Source organism: Methylobacterium fujisawaense (assembly GCF_014138435.1).
Lineage (GTDB): Bacteria > Pseudomonadota > Alphaproteobacteria > Rhizobiales > Beijerinckiaceae > Methylobacterium > Methylobacterium fujisawaense.
This window is the reverse complement of sequence record NZ_JACJIM010000001.1, coordinates 740,664-764,579: the sequence shown is the minus strand read 5'-3', so window position 1 is coordinate 764,579 and position 23,916 is coordinate 740,664. Positions and strand designations below refer to the sequence as shown.

Annotated in this window: 17 protein-coding genes, 1 tRNA gene and 3 pseudogenes; 16 read left to right on the top strand and 5 right to left on the bottom strand. The window is 65.7% G+C overall.

Features of this window, described 5'->3' with window-relative positions:
• Nucleotides 1-2: 2 nt before the first annotated feature.
• Nucleotides 3-92, top strand: a tRNA-Ser gene (locus tag GGQ91_RS03695).
• Between the two features lie 283 nt (nucleotides 93-375).
• Here GGQ91_RS03695 and GGQ91_RS03690 read toward each other — a convergent pair.
• Both GGQ91_RS03690 and GGQ91_RS03685 read right to left on the bottom strand, forming a co-directional pair.
• Nucleotides 376-1,285 (bottom strand): annotated as a pseudogene (locus tag GGQ91_RS03690) (IS630 family transposase); the annotation flags it as partial.
• Nucleotides 1,286-1,481: 196 nt separating this feature from the next.
• The gene (locus tag GGQ91_RS03685) at nucleotides 1,482-2,138 is read right to left on the bottom strand and encodes a TetR/AcrR family transcriptional regulator (protein WP_051976314.1); all 657 of its coding nucleotides are present in this window, start codon (nucleotides 2,136-2,138) and stop codon (nucleotides 1,482-1,484) included.
• A 575-nt stretch (nucleotides 2,139-2,713) separates the two neighbouring features.
• On the opposite strand from GGQ91_RS03685, the gene GGQ91_RS03680 reads away from it, so the two are divergent.
• The 6 genes and pseudogenes from GGQ91_RS03680 to GGQ91_RS03655 all read left to right on the top strand — a co-directional run bounded on the left by GGQ91_RS03680 (nucleotide 2,714) and on the right by GGQ91_RS03655 (nucleotide 10,023).
• A complete protein-coding gene (locus tag GGQ91_RS03680; RefSeq protein WP_236961860.1) occupies nucleotides 2,714-3,733 on the top strand; it encodes an HlyD family secretion protein in 1,020 nt (339 codons plus the stop codon).
• A complete protein-coding gene (locus tag GGQ91_RS03675) occupies nucleotides 3,730-5,304 on the top strand; it encodes a DHA2 family efflux MFS transporter permease subunit (protein ID WP_043388087.1) in 1,575 nt (524 codons plus the stop codon). Before GGQ91_RS03680 ends, GGQ91_RS03675 begins: the two co-directional genes overlap by 4 nt.
• A 1-nt stretch (nucleotide 5,305) precedes the next feature.
• A complete protein-coding gene (locus tag GGQ91_RS03670; RefSeq protein WP_182591365.1) occupies nucleotides 5,306-6,943 on the top strand; it encodes an efflux transporter outer membrane subunit in 1,638 nt (545 codons plus the stop codon).
• 46 nt (nucleotides 6,944-6,989) lie between these two features.
• Nucleotides 6,990-7,189, top strand: a pseudogene (locus GGQ91_RS03665) (IS3 family transposase); the annotation flags it as partial.
• 482 nt (nucleotides 7,190-7,671) lie between these two features.
• Nucleotides 7,672-9,327, top strand: a complete 1,656-nt coding sequence (locus tag GGQ91_RS03660) for a porin (RefSeq protein ID WP_043388089.1) — start codon at nucleotides 7,672-7,674, stop codon at nucleotides 9,325-9,327.
• Between the two features lie 417 nt (nucleotides 9,328-9,744).
• The gene (locus GGQ91_RS03655) at nucleotides 9,745-10,023 is read left to right on the top strand and encodes a hypothetical protein (protein ID WP_081948847.1); all 279 of its coding nucleotides are present in this window, start codon (nucleotides 9,745-9,747) and stop codon (nucleotides 10,021-10,023) included.
• Between the two features lie 21 nt (nucleotides 10,024-10,044).
• Here GGQ91_RS03655 and GGQ91_RS03650 read toward each other — a convergent pair.
• Both GGQ91_RS03650 and GGQ91_RS03645 read right to left on the bottom strand, forming a co-directional pair.
• Nucleotides 10,045-10,442 (bottom strand): annotated as a pseudogene (locus GGQ91_RS03650) (transposase).
• A gap of 368 nt (nucleotides 10,443-10,810) precedes the next feature.
• Nucleotides 10,811-12,217 carry an aminotransferase-like domain-containing protein gene (locus GGQ91_RS03645; protein WP_182591363.1) on the bottom strand — a complete coding sequence of 469 codons (1,407 nt, stop codon included), beginning with the start codon at nucleotides 12,215-12,217 and terminating at the stop codon, nucleotides 10,811-10,813.
• A gap of 213 nt (nucleotides 12,218-12,430) precedes the next feature.
• Here GGQ91_RS03645 and GGQ91_RS03640 point away from each other — a divergent pair, with 213 nt between their 5' ends.
• From GGQ91_RS03640 to GGQ91_RS03620, 5 genes are read left to right on the top strand one after another with little or no spacing between them, the layout of a single operon-like run.
• Nucleotides 12,431-12,850, top strand: coding sequence for a RidA family protein (locus tag GGQ91_RS03640; RefSeq protein WP_182591484.1), 420 nt, complete (start codon nucleotides 12,431-12,433; stop codon nucleotides 12,848-12,850).
• A gap of 3 nt (nucleotides 12,851-12,853) precedes the next feature.
• Nucleotides 12,854-13,684: a transporter substrate-binding domain-containing protein gene (locus tag GGQ91_RS03635; RefSeq protein WP_043346418.1), complete on the top strand. Its 831-nt coding sequence runs from the start codon at nucleotides 12,854-12,856 to the stop codon at nucleotides 13,682-13,684.
• Nucleotides 13,685-13,728: 44 nt separating this feature from the next.
• Nucleotides 13,729-14,382: an amino acid ABC transporter permease gene (locus tag GGQ91_RS03630; RefSeq protein WP_043346416.1), complete on the top strand. Its 654-nt coding sequence runs from the start codon at nucleotides 13,729-13,731 to the stop codon at nucleotides 14,380-14,382.
• Entirely contained in the window at nucleotides 14,379-15,035 is a 657-nt protein-coding gene (locus GGQ91_RS03625; protein WP_075381171.1) for an amino acid ABC transporter permease, read from the top strand. The genes GGQ91_RS03630 and GGQ91_RS03625 overlap by 4 nt, the downstream gene beginning before the upstream one ends.
• Nucleotides 15,028-15,795 carry an amino acid ABC transporter ATP-binding protein gene (locus tag GGQ91_RS03620; RefSeq protein ID WP_043759968.1) on the top strand — a complete coding sequence of 256 codons (768 nt, stop codon included), beginning with the start codon at nucleotides 15,028-15,030 and terminating at the stop codon, nucleotides 15,793-15,795. The genes GGQ91_RS03625 and GGQ91_RS03620 overlap by 8 nt, the downstream gene beginning before the upstream one ends.
• Before the next feature lie 596 nt (nucleotides 15,796-16,391).
• Here the strand turns inward: GGQ91_RS03620 and GGQ91_RS03615 are convergent.
• On the bottom strand, nucleotides 16,392-17,843 hold the full coding sequence (locus GGQ91_RS03615; protein WP_182591362.1) for a carbohydrate porin: 1,452 nt from the start codon (nucleotides 17,841-17,843) through the stop codon (nucleotides 16,392-16,394).
• Nucleotides 17,844-18,528: 685 nt separating this feature from the next.
• Between GGQ91_RS03615 and GGQ91_RS03610 the strand changes: the two genes are divergently transcribed.
• From GGQ91_RS03610 to GGQ91_RS03595, 4 genes are read left to right on the top strand one after another with little or no spacing between them, the layout of a single operon-like run.
• Nucleotides 18,529-20,088: an ABC transporter substrate-binding protein gene (locus tag GGQ91_RS03610; RefSeq protein WP_182591361.1), complete on the top strand. Its 1,560-nt coding sequence runs from the start codon at nucleotides 18,529-18,531 to the stop codon at nucleotides 20,086-20,088.
• A 56-nt stretch (nucleotides 20,089-20,144) separates the two neighbouring features.
• Nucleotides 20,145-21,125, top strand: a complete 981-nt coding sequence (locus GGQ91_RS03605) for an ABC transporter permease (RefSeq protein ID WP_043347197.1) — start codon at nucleotides 20,145-20,147, stop codon at nucleotides 21,123-21,125.
• On the top strand, nucleotides 21,125-22,045 hold the full coding sequence (locus GGQ91_RS03600) for an ABC transporter permease (RefSeq protein WP_182591359.1): 921 nt from the start codon (nucleotides 21,125-21,127) through the stop codon (nucleotides 22,043-22,045). The genes GGQ91_RS03605 and GGQ91_RS03600 overlap by 1 nt, the downstream gene beginning before the upstream one ends.
• Before the next feature lie 5 nt (nucleotides 22,046-22,050).
• Nucleotides 22,051-23,895 carry an ABC transporter ATP-binding protein gene (locus tag GGQ91_RS03595; RefSeq protein WP_182591483.1) on the top strand — a complete coding sequence of 615 codons (1,845 nt, stop codon included), beginning with the start codon at nucleotides 22,051-22,053 and terminating at the stop codon, nucleotides 23,893-23,895.
• Nucleotides 23,896-23,916 lie beyond the last annotated feature (21 nt).

Below are 23,916 nucleotides of genomic sequence, written 5' to 3'. Positions count from 1 at the left end.
GCGGAGAGGTGGCAGAGCGGTTGAATGCACCGCACTCGAAATGCGGCATGCCTGCAAGGGCATCGGGGGTTCGAATCCCTCCCTCTCCGCCAGTCGTCCCGTGACGCACGCCATAGATTTTCGTTTTTGGGCGCGTTTCCGGCTACGATCTCATCATAATTTATCGCTGACGCGCGTGCGTCATCGATAAATAAGGACTGTTCGCCCTGGCAATTCGATGCCTCGCGATCCGATCGTGGCAGGCCTGGAACCCGCCGCGCTCCTGTACAGGCTGAACCGCATCTACTGCTGAGACATGAGGCAGGAGGATGCCCTCTCGCATCCAATGCGTTTGTTCCGGCGGGCGATGGATTTCGCTAGAGCGTTTTCGATTTGATCTGGCTCATATCCTGCGGCGGCGCAGAAGTTGGCACACTCATCGGGCGTGATCGTATCGATGAGCCGACCGATGGCTGCCCACAATCCCTCGACAGTGCGCTCGGCGGCCTTGCGCAGCAGCGCCTTGAGCTTTGAGAAGGCCATCTCGATCGGGTTGAAGTCGGGCGAGCCGGGCGGGAGGAAGAGCAGCCGCGCGCCGGCCGGCCCTGTGTGGCTGCCGAGGTTGTCCGTCACGACGGTGTCGTCGGGAGCGAGTTCGGGCACGAGCACGCGCTCGACGGAAGTCTGGAAGGCGTCGCGGATGATCGGACCGTCCAGCACGAACGGCGCCGCGAGGCCCGACAAGCGCAGGCCCGCCACGAAGGTCGTGGTCTTCCAGTGACCGTGCGGCACGCTCGAGCGAAGCCGTTTGCCGCGGGGGGGGCAGGTGCGGGCCATGTCGGTCGAGGGCCAAGTCTCGTCGAGGAACACGAGGCGGGCGAGACCGAGATCGGGCTGGCCCTCGAACCACGCCTCGCGGGCGGCCTTCACGTCCGGACGGTCGTGCTCCGCGGCGTGGGCTGTCTTTTTGTGTACGTCAGGCCGCGCGCGTCAGGAAACTCCACAGCGTGCGCAGCCCAACCGTTCGGTCGTGCTCATCCTTCAAGCGGACCTGCATCTCCTCCAGGGTGACGTCATCCCGCTCGGCGATCAGGGCCCGCGGGAACGCCTCGTGCGGATCGAGCTTGCAGCGGCGTGCCCGACCTTGCGGACGGGCCGCCACCGTCCGGGTCGTGGCCAGTGCCGTCATACAGCGGATCGCGGTCGCAGCACCCACCCCGAAGTGCTTGGCCGCTTGCCGGCGCGATGTCGCGCCTGCCGCGTCAACCACCCGCTCACGTAGATCCTGGCTGTCGGGTCGGCCCATGACGTGCTCCTCACAGGGAGCGCGCAATGAATCAGCCCAAATGCCCGGTGTGAACCCCAACCGTCCGATTCAGCGCATTCCGAAAAATCTCTAGTCGATCTGGACAAATAATTGAATATACTGTTAGGTGAAATGTTTTATAGTTTGTTGATTTCAAATAAGATTGGATTTTTTGGGTCAAAAAACAATCTATCCGCTAACGATCCTTTGCGACATAAGTTTTCGCGAACACAGAGACCGCCTCGGCGACATGGTCCTTGATCTGATCGGGGTCGATGGCGAAGGTGTGCGGGGTGAACAGCATCAGCGGAACGAATTTGCCCATGATGCTGCCGGTGAAGATCTCCGCCGCCCGCGCCGGATCGTCGCCGGTGAATTCCCCGCGGGTCCGGGCCTCGGCCAAGTAGCCCGTGAGCTTCTGCAGGGTACGGCCCGGCGCCATCGCGTAGAAGGCCTCCCCGAGCGCCGGATGCCTGTGAGTCTCGTTCACGATCATGCGAGCCAGCGCGACCACCATGGGGCTGCACATGCATTCCAAAAGTGCGATGCCGACCGATTGCAAGACGATTGGAATGGGCCCATCGCTCTCCAGAGTTGAGTCGAGAACTTGTCGGACTTCGTTGTTCCGGTTGTCCACCACTTCGATGAACAGATCTTCCTTGCTGCCGAAATGCCGATAGAGCGTTTCTTTGGACGACCCAGCCGCGAGAGCGACCATCTGCATCGTCGTCTCAGCGAAACCGTGCTCGAGGAATACCTTCTCGGCAGCCTGGGCAATCTCCGCGCGGCGCCGCGCCCCGCGCGGGATTGGCCCACGCGCGGCCTTCTGATCGACCTCTGCGGCGCTTGACATCGCTCCGTCCACCCTCGCACATCCGAACCGCCGGGTTCGGTTATGTTGACCGCGTCTAAGGCAAGTGGGCCGCGTGATCGAGTGTTCCTTCGGCTGCGCGGTCGATAGGGTTGCGAATCCGATTCATGGCCGACGATGATACTGACCGTCGATCGCGCTCCGGTGGCCGCCCGCGCGACCGCCGCGACTATATCGATCTCGGCTCCGAAGCCGATGATCGCGGGCGCCGCGCGGCACGCGCATCCGACCGCGAGGAACGGTGGGACGGTGCAAGGTCCGTGGCGTTCGAGACGAGCCGCCGCCGCAGCTCCGACCGCGCCCGGGACGAAGCGCAGGACAATTATCCCGATGACGATCAGGACGATGACGGAGGCGAATCCGTAGGAGATCGCGGGCGTCGGGACGCGGATCGATCGGCCGATGACGATCGCCGCGGGCGTCAGCAGAACGAAGAGCACCCCCGCGGCAAAGGATCGGACGGGCAGGACGGATCGGGCCGCGATGGGCGGACCAGCAATGCGGAACAGGGCGGCCGGGATCAGGATGCTGAACGGCGCAGCAAGCGCCGACCGCTCGTGATCGGCATCGGCGCGGTCGTGGTCCTTCTGATGGTGGCTGGCGGCCTCTATTTCTGGCTGTCGACCCGCGGCAAGGCCTCGACCGACGATGCCTATACCGACGGCAACATCGTCAGCATTGCGCCCCAGGTCGCCGGGCAGGTGATCTCCCTCGATGTCACCGACAACCAGTTCGTCCACAAGGGCGACCCGCTGTTCCGCATCGATGCCCGACAATACGTCTACCGACAGGAGCAGGCCCAGGGTCAGCTCGACGCGAGCAAAGCGCAGATCGCCAATCAGAAACTCGGCGTCGAGATCGCCAAGAAGAACTTCCCGGCCGCGCTGGCGCTGGCGCAGGCGAACCTCGCCTCGGCCAAGGCCAACCTCGCCCTGCAGCAGGCGAATTACGACCGGCAGAAGAGCCTGCCGAAGCTGGCCACCACCCAGCAGGATGTGGATACGACCGCCGCGAACTACCAGCAGGCGAAGGCGCAGGTCGAGCAGGCCGAGGCCCGGGTCATCCAGGCGATGCCGGTCCAGCAGAATATCGGCCAGTCCGAGCAGCAGGTCGACCAGCTCCAGGGTCAGGCCGAGCAGGCCAAGGGCCAGCTGGACCAAGCCGTCCTCAACGTCGAGTGGACTGTCGTGCGCGCGCCCCAGGACGGCTGGGTCACGCGGCGCAACGTCAATGCCGGCGACTACCTGACGGCGGGCCAGCAGGTGATGTCGCTCGTCACCACCGACGTCTGGATCACGGCCAACTTCAAGGAGACCGAGCTGGACGGCATGCGGCCCGGCCAGCAGGTCACCATCACGGTGGACGCCTATCCCGACCTCGACTTGCATGGCCATGTGGACTCGGTCCAGCGCGGCTCGGGCTCGAAGTTCTCAGCCTTCCCGGCCGAGAACGCCACCGGCAACTTCATCAAGATCGTCCAGCGCGTGCCGGTGAAGATCGTGATCGATTCCGGGCTGAAGAAGGACGAGCCCCTGCCCCTCGGCGTCAGCGTCGAGCCGACGGTGCTGCTGAAATGAGCGGCGATCCGAACCAAGGCTGGAAACCCGCCTACAACCCCTGGCTGATCGCCATCACGGTGACGCTCGCCGCCTTCATGGAGATCCTCGACACCACGATCGTCAACGTGGCGCTGCCCTACATCGCGGGGTCGCTCGCCGCCTCGAGCGACGAGGCGACCTACACGCTCACCGCCTATCTCGTCGCCAACGGCATCGTCCTGACCATCGCCGGCTGGCTCTCCGACACGATCGGGCGCAAGCGCTACTTCCTGATCTGCATCGCGATGTTCACGGTGTCGTCCTTCCTGTGCGGCATCTCGCAGAGCCTGGGCCAGATCATCGTGTTCCGCTTGATGCAGGGCTTCTTCGGCGGCGGCCTGCAGCCGAGCCAGCAGGCAATCATTCTCGACACGTTCCCGCCCGCCAAGCGCGGGGCGGCCTTCGGGGTGACCGCCGTGGCGACCGTGGTGGCGCCCGTGCTCGGGCCGACGCTCGGCGGCTACCTGATCGAGCACCTGGACTGGCGCTGGATCTTCTTCGTCAACGTCCCCGTCGGGATCCTGGCGGTGATCGCCAACAGCATCCTGGTGCAGGACCCGCCCTCCGAGCAGGAGAAGCGCAAGACCAAGCGCGGCATCGACTATATCGGCCTGTCCCTCATCGTGATCGGCATCGGCTGCCTGCAAATCGTGTTCGACCGCGGCGAGGACGACGGCTGGCTCGGCTCGCCGTTCATACGGATCATGGCGACGATCGGCTTCCTCGGCGTGTTCGGGGCGATCTGCTGGCTGCTGACGGCGAAGAAGCCGATCATCGACCTCGACGTGTTCAAGGACAAGAACTTCGCCATGGGCTGCGTGCTCATCGGCGCCATGGGCTTCGCCCTCTACGCCAGCGCCGTGGTGATCCCGCAATTCGCCCAGAACGTGCTGGGTTACACCGCGCTGAAATCCGGCCTGATCCTGTCGCCAGGCGGGATCGTGGTGATCATCCTGATCCCCATCGTCGGGCAGCTCATGAAGGTCGTCCAGACGCGCTTCATCGTCATGTTCGGCTTCGCCTTCATGGGCGCAGCCCTGTTCTATTCCAGCCGGCTCGCCCCCGACATCGACTTCAGGACCCTGGTGCTGATGCGCTCCCTCCAAACCGCGGCGCTCGGCTTCCTGTTCGTGCCGATCTCGACCATCGCCTACCTGACCCTGCCGCAGAAATACCGCAGCGACGGCGCGGCCCTGTTCTCGATGTTCCGGAACGTGTTCGGGTCGCTGGGGATCTCGCTCTCGACCGCAGCCATCACCGAGCGCACGCAGGCCGACCAAGCGCACCTGTCGGGGTTCATGACGCCGCTGCGCTCCGGCTACAACACGCTGATCCAGGAGAGCGAGCACACCCTCCGCTCACTCGGCCGCGCAGCCTCCGTCGTGCATCAGCAGGCGGTCGCCCACACCTACCAGACCTACATGAAGCAGGCGCAGGTCTTGGCCTACAGCAACATCTTCCAGTACACGGCCGTCATCGCCCTGATGGTCGTGCCGCTCTGCTTCCTGATCTCGGCCAAGACCGCGCAGGGCGGCGGGGGAGGACACTGACATGACCTCCCACATCTCCTCCCGCATCTCCTCCCGGCCCCGCCCGTGGCTGCGCGGCGGCGCGGCCCTCGCCCTATCCGGGCTGACGGCCTGCACAGTCGGACCGAACTTCCTGCCCCCCGCGGCGCCGCTCGCGGAATCGAGCGACTACCTCGACACCGGCCAGCCGGCCCGGGCCCCGCTGCCGCTTCTCGCCCACACAAGCGCGGTGGAGCCGGCGGTGACGTGGTGGCTCGCCTTCCGCGATCCGATCCTGGCGCAGCTCGAGGACCGCGTCGCGGCGCAGAACCTCGACGTGCAGACCGCCACAGCGCGCCTGTTCCAGAGCCGGGCCCAGCTCGGCACTGCGGCCGCCGCCGGCCTGCCAACCCTCAACGGCCAGGGGAGTGTCTACCGGCAGCAATTCAGCAAGAACGGCACGATCGGCCTCCTGTCCAACTCCCTCGGCGGCGTCACGGGTGGCAGCGGCTCCAGCGCCTCCAGCAGCGACCTGACGGCGCCGCTGACCAACGGCTTCGAGAGCTACACGCTGGGCTTCGACGCCTCCTGGGAACTCGACCTGTGGGGCAAGGTCCGCCGGTCGGTGGAATCCGCCCAGGCGCAGGCGGACGCGGCCGCCGAGCAGCGGCGCGACGCGCTGGTCTCGAGCCAGGCGGAACTCGCACGCGACTACGTGCAGCTGCGCGGGACGCAGGAACAGATCCGGATCGACCTCGCCAACATCAAGGTCAACGAGCAGATCCTCGACGTGGTGCGGATCCGCCAGCAGCGGGGTCTCGTCACGGGCCTCGACACGGCGAACGCCGCCCAGCAGGTCGAAGCGATCAAGGCGCAGCTGCCGCAGCTCCAGCAGCAGGAGATCCAGCAGATCAATGCCATCGCGCTGCTGCTCGGCGAGCCGCCGCTCTCCCTGTCGCAGGAGCTGGTGACCGGCCGCGCGATCCCGCCGGTGCCGCCGCGAATCCCCGTGGGGGTACCGTCGAGTCTCGTTCTGCGCCGCCCCGACATCCGCCGGGCCGAGGCCAACCTGCACGCGGCGGTCGCCGAGATCGGCGTCGCCGAGGCGCAGTTCTTCCCCTCCGTGACGCTGTCGGCGAGCCCGGTCGTCAACGCGGTCGATCCGGGCAAGATCTTCCGGGGCTCGTCCCTGCAATACATGAATGTGGGGCCGTCGATCTCCATCCCGCTCTTCGAGGGCGGGCGGCTCAAGTCGAACCTCGTCCTCCAGCGGGCCCGCCAGCAGGAGGCGGCGATCGCCTACCAGAAGGCGGTGCTCCAGGGCTGGCACGACGTCGTCAACGCGCTGGCTGCGCTCAGGGGCGACGAGGGCCGCCGGGCGCGGCTGGCGCGGCAGGTGGCCGATGCGCGGCAGGCGTTGGCGCTGTCCCGGGCGCGGTACACGCAGGGCGTCGAGATTTTCACCACCGTCCTCCAGGCCTCTCAGACCGTGCTGCAGGCCGAGACCAACCTCGTCCAGGCGACGGCGGCGATGTCGACTGACTTTGTGGCTCTGTCGAAGGCGCTGGGGGGCGGCTGGGAACGCACCTTCCCGGCGGGTCCGACACCGGCGCTAGACCTGTCCCGGGTCTCTGTCCCGGCTGCCGATCTCACCCATGCGGGCGCCGGGCCGCTTCTGTGAGATCAGGCCCGAGCGGCCTGGTGTCGGCGTCGCCTTAAACGCTTGCCCGAACGGCTTCTTCGCCTGGAAGAGCCGCCCGGCTGTGAGGCGGCAGCGCGAGGATCTCGTGCTGCTCACCCCTGTTCGCTCCACCTTCGCGCTCTCGCACGAGACCTATGGCAGCCCCGTGTGACGCACGAGCTGCACGAACAGGGCGTGGCGGCAGGCCGGCGACGCGTGGCCTGGCTGATGCGGGGCGACGGGCTCAGCGACGATGTGTTCCCCGGTCACGGAGAGCCTGCGATCCCTTGCCTAACGAGAATGTGTAGCGATTGAAATTTATCGCCAGAACCGAAACAAAAATGGCAGTTCATGGCATAAAGTCACGTCTATTTGATCCTGCCTGCGAGTTAAATTGCCACCGATGGTCATTTTTGGAATCATTTGTGGGGCAGTGCAGAGATACGGAAACAAAGAGAAACACGATTTGCATCCAAATTGCTCGATTGTTTCTGATAAACAGGGGTATTTTGTTGCCAAATAGCCACATATTATTCGCGCTGTTCTTGAGCTGGATTAAGCCTCATTGCTCAACCGTGCCGACCCGCGCATCCTGATCCTGCATCGGGGCATCGCAGTCCAACGCCCCGTACAAGCCTGCCTTCAGATGCAGGCGGCGATGCACTTCGCGGCGAGATCCGGAAAACGGGCGCTGCCGCACCACGGGTCTCGAAGCTTTGAGGATATCGATGAGTGTCTTGAAAAGCGCGCTGCTTGCGTCTGCTGCAGCAGTCATAGCGGCGGGGGCAGCCCATGCCGCAGACCTGCCGGTCAATAAGGCTGTCCCCGTCGAGTACGTCCGCGTCTGTGGCGCCTATGGCGCCGGCTTCTTTTACATTCCTGGGACTGACACTTGCCTTCGTATCGGAGGCCGTGCGCGGTTCGAAGGTGGCTACCAGCCCAGCTACACCCGCCAAAGCGGCACCAACAGTGGTGACACCTCGGGATACCAGGGGCGCCTGCGCATCAATCTCGATGCCCGCACGCAAACCGCTTATGGGACCCTGCGAGCCTTCGTGCGCCTCGATGCCGGCGCCCGGACGGGCTACTCTGGTGTCGGCACTTCAGGGACCCAGCAGCGCATCGGTCAAGCCTTTCCCGGTCTCGGCATCGATCAGTTCGGCCGCGATCAGCAGTATGTGAATGTCGACAAGGCATTCATTCAGTTCGCGGGGCTCACCGCTGGTCGCGCCTCCTCATTCTTCGATTTCTACGCCCACGATTTCGAGTTCGCCGGCGCCACTCTCGGATCCGACGTGTTCTCTACAAATCTGCTGGCCTACACGGCGACCTTCGGCAATGGTTTGTCGGCGACCCTGTCCATAGAAGACCCTGTGTTCCGTCGAACCCCGATCTTCTCGCCGACGAACAACCCAGCTGGTGTCACGGTCAACGCCAGCGTTGCGAATTTCGCACAAAGCAATTCGCCAGCTCCGGTGTTCATCGGCTATACTAACGGTATTCCAACCCGCTATAGTCAGGTCGATGTGATCCAGCGCGAGCGGATGCCCGACTTTGTCGGCGTCCTGCGCGTCGATCAAGCCTGGGGCACGGCCCAGCTCTCAGCTGCGGCGCACGAGTTGAACGTCGGCGACGTCGCCAACGGCGCCGGTACGGGCACGGGCTCAAACGTGAGCATCCCACACACCAACAGTGTGTACGGATGGGCCGTACAGGGCGGCTTGAAGATCAACACGCCCTTCATCGCGCCGGGCGACTCTCTCTACTTGCAGGGCGCCTATGGAAATGGCGCGCAGATGTACACCGGGTACTGCGCCTATACCGGCTGCTACACGCAGAGCACGCAGACCATTCAGGGCCAGAAATTCAATCAGTATTTTGCCGACGCTACACTCAATCCATTCACTGGTCAGCTTGAGACGTCAACGAGTTTCACGACCACGATCTCGTATCTGCACTACTGGACGCCGGAATGGCGCTCGGCCTTCTTCGGCTCGTATGGCGAGCAGAGCTTCTCGAATGGGGCCCGCCTTGCGCAAGGTGCCATCTTCAGCCTAGAAAACCCCAACGGTACGAATGCCTTCGGCTCCAACGCCGTCGGTGTGCCAGGCACTCGGTTCTACCAGCTGAGCCAAGCGCTGCGCGACACCTACCAGTTCGTCGCTGGTGGCAGCATCATCTGGTCGCCGGTCAAAGACCTCGATATCGGCGTCGAGGCGTTCTACACGCAAATCGGACTGAAGAGCGGCCGCGCTATCGATTTGGACAAGAGCCCGACGGCCTACTCCAACATCTCCGGCATCAACAACGGAACCTTCGCTGTTGCCACCGCGACGAAAGACTCGATCTCTCAGGTTCGTTTCCGCGTCCAACGCGATTTCTAATTCCAGATCGAGACCGGTTATCTCCAAAGCTTCCCGGTCTTGATGTCCCCGTGCAAAGGGACCTTACTCACCCGGCCTTTGTGCCGGGTTTTTTGTGTCCGACGATGCGACAATGCGGCAATGCGGCAGCGCCGACATCCATCGCCGCCCGATGCCCTCCGAAAGGGCCGGGGCAAGGTCCAAATACTCTTTGGGAGAGGCATGAATATATAAAAGATTTAGCGCGCGGATCTGACGAATTTCATGCAGAAATGAATCGGCAACATCGATCGCGATATTGTGTTCAATGTACGGTCATGCCGTGTGCATTGGCACATTGCGTTCAAGGTGCGACCGATCAGGCCGGATCGATAGTGGCCCATCCGTGTTTGACACCACCCAGGGGATAATGCCCCACGTTTCTCTACGGTGCATTCTGTGAAAAAGATCGTTTTGTGTGCAGTCCTCGCTGCAATCCTCGCGACCCCTGCCGTCGCACAGGCGGTGATCGAGACGCCGACCAGCACAACCGTCGTCGTCCCGCCTGGCTCGCCAGGCGTGATCACGCGTCAGCCGGGCTCCACCGGCGATGAGGATGCGTTCACCTACTCGCCGTCCGGCCGAGCGGAAGATGGCATCGCAACGGACTCGGCCGCCGCCGGCAATGAAGCACAGCCCTCACGCGTCGGTTCGACCGGGAGCGGCGGAGGCAAGTGACGCTCTAGGGTGTGGACTTGATCAGCACCAGAAGGCGATGACGGCGGCCAGAGCGAGGGCCGAGGCGTAGTTGCGGGCGAGTTTGTCGTAGCGGGTGGCAATGCGGCGGAAGTCTTTGAGGCGGTTGGAGGCTGCTGTCGAGGGCGGCTGCATCGCCTGACCATTCGGCCTTGGCCAGCGCGGCGGGCGTGGATTTCCAGAAGCCGCGCCGCGATCGGCGGTTGAAACGGGCGTAGACCGTGGTACGCGGGCCGTAGGCGACCGGGCAATCGCGCCAGCGAGAGCCCGATGTCAGCACGTGCAGGATGCCGGAAATGATCTGCCGGTCGTCCTTCCGCTCGGGTTCAGGATGATCCTTGGGCATGAACGGTTCGATCACCGCCCACTGCTCATCGGACGAGCCAGAACAGGTCCGCCATCGCCACCTCCAGGCCGCAAAACGGCCGCCCGGAATCACAAAACGACAAACTCTGCAACGCCTTGGTTCGGTCCACACCCAGCCGAAAGACCTGAGATTTGCGTGTTCCGGCCCCTCGGCTTCAATGGCGAGGGGCTTCGAAACCAGCCCGGGAGCAATGCGCCCAACCCGGACGGTCAAATCCGATGGACAACGCCTCCGAAGCGGATGTTGAGCCAGACAGATCTCACGCCAGGGCGGGCCGGAGCGCCGCGTCGGCGGCGTGCTGGTTGGCGGAGATTCGCAGGAATTCGAAGGGCGCGATCGCTCCGGCGTGATGTCGACGCCCCGTGACGCGTCGTCAGGGGACCAAAGCGGTGGAGCCCCGTCTCACACCGCGCCCCTGAATCGAACCGTAGGCGGTGCACCCACCTCAAGCAGGCCCGCCAATTTCTCCAGTGCCTCTCGAAGCGTTTCGCGATCGGGCGCTGCGTTGACGCAGACGCGGACGGTATCGCTTTGGTACAACGACGACACCTCGAACAGGCTGATCGGCGTAACCCCGACCCCGGCTTCCTCCGCGGCCTGCGTATAGGCTTCCGCCGACCAGCCGTTCCCCAACTTCAGACAGAAATAGTACGCGTTCGGTTGGGTGAGGATGGCTTGCCGAGGCAGGAGACCAGCCACGAGTGCCTGCCGCGCTTGCGTTTCCGCACACATCGCGGCGACGACTTGATCGATCCGCCGCGACTCCAGAAGGCGCGTCGCCCATTCCGCGTTGAATGGCGATGCCATCAGCGTGGTCGCACGCAGCGCAATACCGAAAGCAGAGACCAGCTGCCGGGGCACCCGCAGGAAGCCGATACGCAATCCCGGGCCCGCAAGCTTCGACAAGCTTGAGATGTGCACGACCCGGTCCGGCGCTGATGCAGCCAGCGGTCTCAGGATTGGGTCGGGTAGGAAGCCGTAGACATCATCCTCGACGATCAGGACGTCGTGGCGCGCACAGATTTCGGCCACCTCCCGCCGCCGTTCGTCCGACATCGTGGCGGTGGTCGGGTTGTGCAGCGTCGGCGTGCAGACGAGGACTTTCGCTCGGGTCCGGCGGCAGACCACGTCGAGGTATTCGGGCACGATGCCTTCGCGATCCATGCGGACCCCAACCAGCGAGCGACCCAGCATGCCGGCCGCGGATTTCAGGCCGTAGAAGCTCAGCTCCTCGGCCAGGACGGCATCGCCCGGATGCGTCAGCGCCATCAGGGAGAGCAGCAGGCCGTGCTGGCCGCCGCAGGTGACCAGCACCTCGTCGGCCCGGGCTTCAATCCCGAAGCGACCGAGCCATCGTGCTGCAATGGTCCGATGCCTGAGAAGACCGACGTCGACTTGGCTCGCGAGCAAGCCCCCGAGATCGACGGCGCCGTCGAGTTCGGGGCGGATCAGCTCCAGCGCAGGGTGATGCATCGCATGCGCCGGGAAGTTGTGGGACAGGTCGACGAAGGTCTGGCGTGGGACCGGCTCCCGAAGGGATGGCGGTCCGTCCGGATCCTGCACTGGGTTGAGGAAGGTGCCGCGGCCGACCTCGCCTCTGACAAGGCCCAGCCGCTGCATCTCGGCATAGGCCCGGCTGACCGTCCCGATGTTGAGCGACAGCCATGCGGCCAAGTCGCGCTGCGGCGGCAGCCGATCGCCCGGTCGCAAGACGCCGGCCCGCAGCGCGATCTCGACCGCGCCGACGATGGCCGAATAGCGAGCCCCGGCCGTCCGCTCGACGGCATCGATCCATCCGGGTCGACTCATACCTGCACCGATTGTCCTACACATTGTCTCGGTCGGACCGCAGCCACGACCGAAATTCAAGCGCGATGCCGCTCATATCCGCGCGCCAGGTCCGACAATGTCGCCTAACTTGATCATGACAATACGGTCCCGACCCTGGGTACGGGACATCACGCGGGTCAAGCCTGCGGAACGGAGATCGCGGTGCCGAAGCCAGAATCAGACCCGTCGGCCATGCTCTTCCACATGGTCTCCGACGGGCCGCAGCCGGTCGCTCCCTTCAGTCACGCGGTCGAGGTCGACGGCTTCGTCTTCGTCACGGGGCAGATGCCAGACACGCCGTCCAACCCCGGCCTCCTGCCGGACGGCATCGAGGCGCAGACCCGCAACGTCATGGCCAACCTCACAACGATCCTGGCCGGGCTCGGCCTGGGATTGGAGCACGTGGTCGTCGCGCGGGCCTTCCTGACGGAGTTCAAGCGCGACTACGCGGCGTTCAACGCGACGTACAAATCCTTCTTCCCGCACGACCGCCTGCCGGCGCGAACCTGCATAGGCACGACGGGGCTCGCCTACGATGCCTTGGTCGAGATCGACCTGATCGCCCGTCGGGGCGCCGCGCCATCCCTTTCGTCGAGCGAGCAAAAGGACTGAGCCATGGCTTCCGTTCGGGACAAGATCCTCGCCATCGCCGCCGCGGCGGCGCTGAGCTTGAGCGTCGGGGCGTCCCAATCCTCTGCGGCGAGCCTCGACGACATCAAGGCCAAGGGGTCCATGGTCGTCGCGACCGAGGACAGCTACAAGCCGTTCGAGTACGTCGAGAACGGCAAGCCGATGGGCCTCGACCACGACCTCCTCGCGCTGCTGCGCAAGGAGGCGCCGTTCAAGATCGACCAGCAGATCATACCCTGGACGGGGCTTCTGGCCGGGGTCGCGACCGGGAAATACGACGTGGCCCTGACGGCGGCCGTCATCACCCCCGATCGGATCCAGAGCCTGAGCTTCACGATGCCGATCGCCGAAGCGACGCAATACTACGTCGTCCGCGCGGACGAGACCCGGATCAAGGGTGTCCCCGACTTGGCCGGCAAGACGGTCGGCGTGCAGTCCGGCGGCGCGTCCTACGCGGCCCTGGCCGATCTCGAACCCACGCTGGCGAAGACAGGCGGAAAGCTCGGCAAGGTGGTGCAGTACACTTCCCTGCCGGAGGCATATCAGGACCTCGCCAATGGCCGGCTCGATTACGTGATCAATGGCGTCGTCAACCTCGTCAGCCTGACGAAGGACCAGCCGAAGCGCTTCAGGATGGGCGAGGCGGTCGGCGCGCCGACCTATGCGGCCTGGGCCGTCGCCAAGGGGAACGACGGCCTCCTGGCCTACCTCGACCAGTTCATGGCGAAGGTGCGCGCGAGCGGAGAGCTCTACGCTCTGCAGGAAAAGTGGCTCGGCCGGGCCTTCAAGGACATGCCGTCCGCACCAACCAAGTAGCCTGGGAGCGCGGGGCGACAGACCGGACGCGGAGAGTGACGGCCATGACGTGGCCAGCGATACGCACCATCCTCGACGGCGCGGTGGTTACCGCCGCGCTGGCAGCGGTCAGCATACTTCTGAGCCTGCCCCTGGGCCTCCTCCTCGCGCTCCTACGTGAAGGCCGCATCCCCGGGGTCCCGGCTCTTCTCGCCGCTTTCGTCAGCCTCGTCCGGGCGACGCCGTTCGTAACGCTCGTCCTGTTCGTCTACTTCGTCCTGCCGGCGGCCGGATTGGAGCTCGAACCGGTTCCGGCCGCCATCGTCGCGCTCACGCTGAATACGGCGGCGTTCAGCAGCGAGATCTGGCGCTCGGCACTCGTGACGTTTCCCCGGGATCAACGTGAGGCGGCTGCCGCCTTCGGCATGTCGGAGCGAGCCACCTTCATCCGCATCGTCTTCCCGCAAATCTGGCGGGCCAATCTCGGGCCCCTGGTCAGCGAGGTCACGATCCTCCTGAAGTGCACCCCAGCCGTGGCCGTTATCGGGGTGGTCGAGATCACCCGCGCAGCCGGCCGGATCGGCGCAGAGACCTACGAGCCGCTGCCTCCCTTCCTCGTCGCGACGCTCATCTACACCGCGCTGATCGCGACGCTCGTGCGCGGCCAGCGCGTCGTCGAGCGCAGGATCGCCCGGCGCTTCGGATTGGCGCGCCCGTGAACGGACTTCTGGTCGTCTGGGAGAGCCGGGACGTCTTCCTCTGGGGGGCGGCCAACACCCTGTCGCTCGTACTGGGGTGCCTCCTGCTCAGCATCCCGATCGGCATCCTCGGCGCCGTCGTGCTCACGGAGGCGCCGGATCCGCTGCGCCGCCTGTTCGCCGAGGCCGTCGATCTCCTGCGGTGCGTGCCGTTCCTGCTGCTCGCCTACGTCGTCTATTACGGCCTGCCCGAGCTCGGCCTCAGACTCGATCCCTGGTGGGCCGGACTGATGTCGCTCACGGTCTACACGACGGCCTACCTCGCGGAGATCTTTCGGGCGGCCTTCCGCGCCGTCGCTCCGGACAACATCGAGGCGGCGCACGCCTTCGGCCTGTCCCGCAGCCTGATCTACCGGCGCATCATCCTGCCCCAGGTCGCCATAACCGCTGCCCCGGTGATCGGGAACCAAGTGATCACGACCATCCGGGACAGCGCGCTCCTCATGATCATCACGGTGCAGGAACTGACCTTCGCGGCGAATTTCGTCAGTGCGAACCATTTCACGCCCTTCGCGCCGTTCGCCGCCGCGGTCGGCCTCTACCTGCTCATGTCGTTCGTGGTCGAGGCGGGCGTGCGCCGCATGGAGCGGGTGAGGAAGGGACGCTATGGCTGAGACTGACGCCGCGATCTCGGTCCGGGGTTTGTGCAAGGATTTCGATGGGTTCGAAGTCCTGCGTGACATCGACCTCGACCTCGCGCCCGGCACGACGACCTGCATCCTGGGGCCGAGCGGCTCGGGCAAGTCGACCTTTCTGCGCTGCCTCAACTGGCTTGAGGAGCCGAGCGCGGGCTCCGTTCACATCGACGGCAAGCCCATCGGGCGGAGCGGGAATGGCAGGGCCACGAGGCCGATGGCACGGCGCGAGCTGGCGTCCACGCGAACCAGCATCGCCATGGTGTTCCAGCACTTCGCCCTCTGGCCGCATCTGACCGTGCTCGGCAACGTGACCGAGGCGCCGGTCCACGTCCTCGGCCGTCCCAAGCGAGAGGCCGAGGAGGAGGGCCGCGCGATCCTGGCCCGTGTCGGCCTCACCGAGAAGGCCGACGTCTACCCGCACACGCTGTCCGGCGGTCAAAAGCAGCGCGTCGCGATCAGTCGCGCGCTCGCCATGAGGCCCAAGGTCATCCTCTTCGATGAGCCCACCAGCGCCCTCGACCCCGAGATGGTCGGAGAGGTGCTGAGCGTCATCCGCGAGCTTGCGCGGGAGGGGCTGACCATGGTGATCGTAACCCATGAGATGAGCTTCGCGCGCGAAATCGCCGACACAATCGTCTTCATGGACGGGGGCCGCATCCGAGAGATTGCGGCGCCAACGGATTTCTTCACCAATCCTCAGTCCGACCGGGCCCGACGGTTCATCTTTCGACCTTGATGGACCCTATGAGCTCTCGCAGTACGACGTCTTTCTGAGCAAACGCACCGATGTGAGTGTTTGCTGCGATGGGATGGCCGCATCCGCCAAAGGCAGATTCCGGCTTGCGCCTTGTTTCCGTTGAAAGTTTTCAGAAGACGATTTTGCTGGAGCGGGTGAGCAGACACGTTGCTGAAGAAGCCCGTGCAGAACAGGTGTTCTTTGTCGGGTGCCCAGATTGAACCGAGGTGCGCGCGAGGCCTCGCAGTCATCCAAGTATGAGGACGTTCTTGGATGAGAAGTCTCGACTGATCGTTGTGAAACATCTGACGAATCCGTGATCAAGCAGCACATCCTTGCCAACGCGCCGGCTCATCAGCCTCAGCGACGGGGCTAATTCCTCGATTCGATGCTGCTTGCCTCGACCAACTGCCCCTCCATCGTCCTTTCCCTGATGCGGCGGCAGATGACATTCCGTCTGCGCTTGGCGCTGTGTGACGGCCGCCTTAGCAATGTTCGCCTGCGGCCGGACTCGGTGCGGCGCGGCAGGCAAGGCTGGCACGCCGTCGCCGGAGAGGGGCTGGCCGAACCCGTCGCTCGGCCAGAATTGGCAAGCCTCAGCCTGGAGCCAAGCCGAGCAGGGTGCCGAGTGGGACCGACAGGGTGAAGCCGCCATAGAAGCCGTCCTTGGGGCGGCGCGCCGTGTAGGGATTGAAATAGGAATTGCCGTTCACGAGGTACTGGACCACCGGCTCAAGGATCACGCCGCCCGGCATGGCGAAATGGGCATTGAGCTCGAATACGAACTTGTCCCGGGAGAAGGGAGCGCCCGACCCGCCCGAGATGAAATTCGCGTCGGCGAGGAAGCGCGTGTAGTTCTCGTTGAGGCGCTGCCAGTTGATCTTGATGCCGTAGGTGTCGAGGGGACGGCTCTGGTCCGGCGCCTGCAGGAGCAATCCGACGAAGCTGTTGAAGCGGATCGGGATCGTCGGATCGAAGGCATATCCGGTCCCGGTATAGACCGAGATCGCGGTCGGGTGGGGATTGACCTCGCGTCCGCCATCGGCCCGCCAGAGGGTCTGCGTACCGGTCAGCACAATACCTGACGTCCCGGATTTCTGAAGGACCGGTGTGCCGGGATTGAGGCCTTTGGACGTGCCGAAGACGGTCTTGAAGTTGTCGTCATGATCGGCCGAGTTGTAGAAACCGGTCAACGAGGCGCGTCCGGGATAGGCTTCCTGCGTGTAATCGGTCACGCGGCCGATCTCGAACATGGCGAGGGCGCCCGACAGGCGCTCATAGCCCCAATCGTAGCCCGAGAGCACGTTGGTTCCGGGATTCACGCTGAAGGCGCCGGCCTGGATGTACGTGGTCGGCGACGTCTTGTAGGCGAAGTTCGCCCCCCAGACCGAGTAGAGCGGCGAGGTCCAGCCTGCATTGAAATACAGGATGTCCTGGAAGCAGGAGTTGATCGAGTTGCAGGGCGGCAGGGCGTAATAGCGGCCCGGATGGGTGCGGCCGACCTCGATGACGAGGCGGTCGTCCAACAGCTTCTGCTGATAGGTCAGGAGCGACAGGCGGTTGTCGTTCGGATTGTAGGGCGGCTGATACCCGATCGTGGTATCGCCGATGTCGCCGGCCATGTTGAGGTTGCGCACCAGCCCGAAGAGCGTCTCGGTGAAATTGATGCTGCCGCCAGCGATGCCGGCAAGCTTCTGCATGTCCGCCGTCATCGACAGGACGAAATAGGCGGAGTTCGATTGCTGCCCCGTGCGCAGACCCGCGGACGGGTTGGCTTGGTAGAAGTCGTACATGTTGATGTCGAAGGTGAAGCCGGCCGCCGCCATCTCGGTCGCCCAAGGCGCGAGCGGACCGACGCGGATTGGCGACGTCGCTTTTGCTGCGATATCCGGGTTCGTCCGCGCCTGCGTCTGGTCGCTCAATGTCTCCACCGGCGTCGCGGTCTGAGCCGCGGCCGGAAGTGCGGTCAGGCCCGATCCGAGCACGAGCAGGCCCAGGACCGCGCCGGTCCCGGATGGTGAGGCGAAGCGCGAAATGTCCCCGATCATCGTGATCTCCGTTCGGGGGTCCGGCCGGCGCATGCCCGGGCGCGGACCGGCCGCGGGGCGGCAGGCCGAGCGGCCGGGAGCCGTCGGGACCCATTCGGTGCCGGTGGTGTGACTGGTTCGGCGTTCTGCGCGCCTTCTCGATGACGGGCCGATCACGGTTCGGTCGTCAGCCGAATCCGGTCTCGCCGAAGGACACCGCTACTCTTGCGGGTCTGAGCTCATCGCTGCCTCAACGTGTCATGAGAGATTCTGCATCGTCAATGGGGCGTGCATGGTTTTTGTGGAGTCTGACCGAGTCGAGATGTTTCGGCCACAGTTGAGCGCGAGAGGGCGGCATCGGCCAGTCATGGTGGAACTGCGATTTAATCCCGCTACTTTTGCTAAAGACGCCGGAAGACCGTCTACTTTGCGTTGTATATTCGCGAGTTCGCGTCTCGGATCGGCTCGATACATGAAGTCGAGGGCGATTTTGCTCACCGCATGGGCATCTTCGGCGCCAACGGACCGATAATCGGCAGCGTGTTTACTCTGTGAGCACGGTGCTCACACGTCACGCACCGTCGCGTCTACGCGCGGCGACGATCGCGGGTCCGCCGTACTCCGGCAATGCACGACACTGGCACGTGGCTTGCTGTGTGGTTTTTGACCGATGTGTGTCGTCGGTTCGAAGGTGGAGGGCGACGGGATGGATCGCAGGCGGTTCCTTCAGCGGTTCGGTACGATCGCCGCGTGCGCGCAGATCAACCCCGACTTCCTGATCGCCTCGGCCTTCGCCCAGAGCGCGCGGCCTCTGGTCTTCCTGTCGGCGGAGAACATCACCGGGAACTGGGACCCGACGGCCCACACGACGCTCTCGCAGAAGAACATCGAGGGTTTCGTGATGGGATTCCTCACCCGCACACCGATGACGCTCGATGATCCGGGCAAGGTGGTCTACGAACTGGCGACCGACATCAAGCTTCTCGACCCGCACCGCCTGCAGATCACCCTGCGCGACGGGGTCGCATTTCACGACGGGAAACCCTTCAAGGCCGAGGACGTGAAGGCGACCTTCGAGTACGGCGCGCAGCCCGATCGACCGGCGCAATGGTATCCCGGACCGACCGACACGCTCACGATCACGACGCCCGACGACCGTACGGTGATCGTCGACACGACGAAGGGCGGCTACCCGGCGCACCTCTTCGTCTTCCTGGCCTCGTTCCTGCCGATCATGTCGGCGAAGGACGTGGCCGAGGGCCCCGGCGGCGTCCTCGCCAAGCGCCTCAACGGCACAGGCCCGTTCCGCTTCGTCGAGCAGCGCGGCAACACCACGGTGCTCAAGGCCCACGAGGGCTACTTCAAGGGGAAGCCGGCGATTCCCGGCATCGACTTCACCTTCACGGCGGATTCGACCACCCGGATGCTCTCCCTGATGAACGGGCAAGCTTCCATCGTCGAGCGCCTGGAGCCCGAGCAGGTCGAGACCGTCAAGGGCAACCCGAAGATCGCCGTCAGCCGGATCGTCTCGGTCGAGAACAAGTATCTGTGGTTCCGTTGCTCCAAGCCGCCGTTCAACGACGTCCGCCTGCGCCTCGCAGCCTGCCACGCGATCGACCGGAGCGTGATCCTCGATGTCCTCGGCTCCGCGGGCCACGCCTCGTCGAACTTCGTCTCGCCGGTGAAGTTCGGCTATGTCGACCTGAAGAACTATCCCGCCTACGACCCCGACAAGGCGCAGGCGCTGCTGGCGGAGGCCGGCTTCCCGAAAGGGAAGGGCTTGCCGCCGCTGGAATACATCACCTCGGTCGGCTTCTACCCGAAGACCAAGGAATACGGTGAGATCATCACCGCGATGCTGAACGAACAGGGCTTTCCGGTCACCCTCACCGTGCTGGAACCCGCGGCCTGGAACGAGCGCCTCTATCATCGCCCCGGCGGCGGGCCGGGCCACATGATCGATTGCGGCTGGTCGACCGGATCGCCCGAGCCCGACTTGGTGCTGCGCACGCATTTCCACGCGTCCTCGCACCGCATCACGGGTCTGGAGGATCCGGAGGTCGACGCGAGCCTCGACAAGGAGCGGAACGCGCCGACCCTGGAGGCGCGCAAGACGATCCTGCAGACCGAGACCATGCCGCTCCTGGCCGCCAAGGCGCCGGCCCTCTCGCTTTTCACCTCGGCGATGATCCACGCGATGCAGGCCGACCTGAAGGGCCTCTTCATCTATCCCGACGGCTCGATCGACGCCGCGCGCACGGCCTGATCTGCACCCCATCCCCGCCGCCTCCGGCGGCGCGTCACCCGTAGCCCCATCGCCCGATGTTCGTGCTCAGCTTCCTCGCCCGGCGCCTCGCGCAGGGGGCGATCATCATCACCCTGGTCTCGCTCCTGATCTTCACGCTCCTGCGCGTCGTTCCGGGTGACCCGGTGCGCCTGATGGTCGGCGGGATGGCGCCGGATTCCCTCGTGGAGCAGATCGCCAACCGGATGGGCCTGCGCGATCCGATCCTGGTCCAGTTCGGCCGCTACGCCGGGCAGGTGGTGCGCGGCGACCTCGGCCACAGCTTCGTGCGGCCTGCCAACGGCGCGGCCACGGGCGGCGCGAATTTCGACGACGCGACCCGGGCCGAGCGCGCGCCTGTTGCCGCCCTCATCGGCGAGGCCCTGCCGATGACCCTGCAGCTCGCTGCCCTGGCCCTGGCCTTCGCCCTGGCCTTCTCGTCGCTCGTCGGCATCGCCGCGGGGCTGAGGCCGGGCGGCCTCGCGGACAGGTTCGCGTTCGCGGTCTCGTCGATCTTCATCTCGCTGCCGAACTTCTGGCTCGCGATCGTGCTCGCGCTGCTGTTCTCGGTGAAGCTCGGCTGGCTCCCGGCGGTCGGCTACGGGGGCTTCTCCTACACGATCCTCCCGGCCATCGTGCTGGCGGTGGAATTGTCGCCGGTGCTGATCCGCACCCTCTCGGGCGCCGTGGCCGCCCAGATGGGCGAGGCCTATGTCGCGGTCGGCCGCATCCGCGGGCTGACGGAGACGCGGATCGTCGGGGCGCATGTCCTGCGCAACGCCGCCGTACCGCTGCTCAATCTCCTCGGCGTCCAGTTCTCCAGCCTGCTCGGCGGCGTGATCATCGTCGAATACATCCTCGACTATCCCGGACTCGGCCTGCTCACCATCAACGCCGTGCTCCAGCGCGACTTCCCGCTGATCCAGGGCATCGCCATCGTCACCAGCGCGATCTTCGTCGTGATCAACATCCTCGTCGATCTGGCCGCCACGATCATCGATCCGAGGCTCGCCTACTGATGAGCGTCGAGTCGAGCCTCACCCTCGGGTCCGTCCCGGTCGATACGGGACGCTCCCGCTCGATCGGGCGCCGTATCCTCGGACGGGCGGCCCGGGCGACCGGGTTCCGCGTCGGCCTCGGTCTGCTCGGGATCCTGGTCCTGGCCACCGTCCTCTATCCCGAGCTCAGCGGCCTCGATCCCGGCAAGATGGATGTCCGCGCCCGCCTGCTGCCGCCGCTTTTCGCCGGTCCGCACTGGAACTGGGCGCACCCGCTCGGCACGGACCAGATCGGCCGCGACATGCTCGTCCGCTGCCTGATCGGCCTGCGCTACTCCTTCCTGATCGGCGTCGCCTCGACCGCGCTGACCCTCGTCATCGGCTGTGCGCTCGGGATGGTCGCGGGCTATTTCGGCGGCCGGACCGACGCGGTGCTCATGCGCATCACCGACGCGCAGCTCTCGATCCCCATGATCATCCTGGCGATCGCCGTGCTCGGCGTGTCCCGGCCGACGATCCCCGCCATCATCCTCGTGCTCGGGCTGTCGAACTGGCCCGTCTACGCCCGCGTGATGCGCTCCGTCGCGATGGCCGAGCGCGGTCGCGAATATGTCCGGGCCGCGCAGGTCTCGGGGGCCACCCATGCCCGGATCGTGCTGACGCTGCTGACGCCGCTCCTCGTGCCGCCGATCCTGTTCACGTCGGTGCTCGACATCGCCCGGATGATGATCTTCGAATCGACGCTGGGCTTCCTCGGTCTGGGCGTGCAGCCGCCGACGCCGACCTTCGGGAACATCATCGCGGATGGCCGGAAGTATCTGCTGAACGCGTGGTGGATCGCCACCATGCCGGGTGTGTTCCTCGGCCTGACGCTCATCGGCCTCAACCTGATCGGCGCGGCGTGCGAGCGCGCGCGCAACGCGATCCACGGAGGCGCCTGATGGACATGCCGCCGGTCCTGTCCGTCCGCGACCTGAGCGTCGACCTCGCCGGGCCTGTCGCCGGGCGCCGTATCCTCGACGCCATCGCGTTCGACGTCGCGCCGCGGGAGATCGTCGGCGTGGTCGGCGCCACCGGCGCGGGGAAGACGGTCCTGGCGAAGGCCCTGGTCAACGGCCTCGAGCCGCCGCTCACCGCGCGTGGAACGGTGCGCTTCCGCGGGCAGGACATCCTCAATCTCGCCCCGCGCGCGATGCGGCCCCTGCGCCGGGAGATCGCCTATGTCGGCGCCAACCCGATGGGCGCGCTCGACCCCACGCTGCCCGTCGGCCACCAGATCGCCGAGAAGATGCGGGCCGTGAATCCCGCCGTCGCGGCGGCGGAGGCGCGCCGCCGGGTCGTCGCGCTGCTCGACGCGGTCAGGATACCCTCCGCCGCCCGGCGCTTCCACGATTACCCGTCGCAGTTCTCCGGCGGCATGATGCAGCGCGCGCTGCTGGTGGACGCGATGATCTCGGATCCGGCGCTCCTCGTCGCCGACAACGTCACCCAGCCCCTCGACGTGACCGTGGCCGCGCAGGTCATCCGCCTGATGCGCGAGCTCACGGAGCGCTTCCAGACGGCGATCCTGTTCGTCTCCTCGTCGCTTCCGGTTGCCCGGGAAGCCGCGTCGCGCACGCTCGTCATCGATTCCGGCCGCCTCGTCGAGGAGCAGCCGACCGAGGCCCTGATCGCCCGGCCGCGGCACGCCTACACCCGCGATCTGGTCGCCCAGATCCCGACCATCTGGACCCGCTCCCCCGCGTTGCCACGCACCGGCGAGCCTGCGCGCGACCGGTCCGAATCGAGCCCGGTCATCCGCCTGGAGGACGTGTCGCAGACCTACCGGGTGCGGGAGCGGGGGACCTTCGCGGGGACGAGCGCGCTCCGCGCCGTGCGCAACGTGACCTTCGACATCCACAAGGGCGACAGCTTCGCGGTGGTCGGTGAGAGCGGCTGCGGCAAGTCGACGTTGATGCGCCTGCTCAGCCGCCTGGAGCGCCCCAGCGGCGGCCGGATCCTGTGCGACGGGCAGGACATCGCGCCGCTCTCGGGACCGGCACTCCTCGGGTTCCGCCGCAAGCTCCAGCTCGTGCTGCAGGACCCGTTCAACTCGCTGCCACCCCGCACCGGCATCGGCGCGATGCTCGAGGCGCCCCTGCGCACCCACGGATGGCGGGATGCCGGCCGTATCCGCGAGCGCGTCCGCGCGGTCATGAACGATGTCGGCCTCAGCCCCGCGCTCTACGACGCGCTGCCCGTGGGCCTGTCCGCGGGCCAGCGCCAGCGCATCAACGTCGCCCGCGCGATGGTGCTCGAGCCCGAGATACTTCTGATGGACGAGACGCTCTCGTCGCTCGACCAGACCGAGCAGTTCCGGCTGCTCGCCCTGTTCGAGAAGCTCCAGCGGGCACACGGCCTCACCTACATCTTCATCAGCCACGACCTCGCGATGGTGCGCAAAGCCTGCAACCGCATCGCCGTCATGTACCTGGGGGAGGTCGTGGAACTCGCCGACAACGAGCGCTTGTTCTTCGATCCGGGCCACCCCTACACGAAGGCCCTGCTGTCGGCGATGCCGACCCTGGAGGAGCGCCGCTACCGCCCCGAGGAGTGCCTCCTCGACGGCGAGCCGCCGAGCCCGATCGACCTTCCGGCCGGCTGCGCCTTCCGCTCGCGCTGTCCCCGCGCCTTCGCGCCCTGCGCGGCCGAGGGGCCGCACCTCGTGACGCGCGGCGCGGGCGCGCTCGCCGCCTGCCACCGCGTCACGGCTCCCGGCGCGCGGCCGGTCAACGCCGACGCTGCAGGTTAACAGATGACGCAGTCCGATGAA

Bases quoted from the DNA above. Each gene is read 5' to 3' on its own strand.
- GGQ91_RS03600 (WP_182591359.1), top strand. From the start codon at position 21,125: ATGAGCGTCGAGTCGAGCCTCACCCTCGGGTCCGTCCCGGTCGATACG.
- GGQ91_RS03675 (WP_043388087.1), top strand. From the start codon at position 3,730: ATGAGCGGCGATCCGAACCAAGGCTGGAAACCCGCCTACAACCCCTGG.
- GGQ91_RS03635 (WP_043346418.1), top strand. From the start codon at position 12,854: ATGGCTTCCGTTCGGGACAAGATCCTCGCCATCGCCGCCGCGGCGGCG.
- GGQ91_RS03605 (WP_043347197.1), top strand. From the start codon at position 20,145: ATGTTCGTGCTCAGCTTCCTCGCCCGGCGCCTCGCGCAGGGGGCGATC.
- GGQ91_RS03630 (WP_043346416.1), top strand. From the start codon at position 13,729: ATGACGTGGCCAGCGATACGCACCATCCTCGACGGCGCGGTGGTTACC.
- GGQ91_RS03620 (WP_043759968.1), top strand. From the start codon at position 15,028: ATGGCTGAGACTGACGCCGCGATCTCGGTCCGGGGTTTGTGCAAGGAT.
- GGQ91_RS03645 (WP_182591363.1), bottom strand. From the start codon at position 12,217: ATGAGTCGACCCGGATGGATCGATGCCGTCGAGCGGACGGCCGGGGCT.
- GGQ91_RS03610 (WP_182591361.1), top strand. From the start codon at position 18,529: ATGGATCGCAGGCGGTTCCTTCAGCGGTTCGGTACGATCGCCGCGTGC.
- GGQ91_RS03660 (WP_043388089.1), top strand. From the start codon at position 7,672: ATGAGTGTCTTGAAAAGCGCGCTGCTTGCGTCTGCTGCAGCAGTCATA.
- GGQ91_RS03615 (WP_182591362.1), bottom strand. From the start codon at position 17,843: ATGATCGGGGACATTTCGCGCTTCGCCTCACCATCCGGGACCGGCGCG.
- GGQ91_RS03670 (WP_182591365.1), top strand. From the start codon at position 5,306: ATGACCTCCCACATCTCCTCCCGCATCTCCTCCCGGCCCCGCCCGTGG.
- GGQ91_RS03685 (WP_051976314.1), bottom strand. From the start codon at position 2,138: ATGTCAAGCGCCGCAGAGGTCGATCAGAAGGCCGCGCGTGGGCCAATC.
- GGQ91_RS03640 (WP_182591484.1), top strand. From the start codon at position 12,431: ATGCTCTTCCACATGGTCTCCGACGGGCCGCAGCCGGTCGCTCCCTTC.
- GGQ91_RS03595 (WP_182591483.1), top strand. From the start codon at position 22,051: ATGCCGCCGGTCCTGTCCGTCCGCGACCTGAGCGTCGACCTCGCCGGG.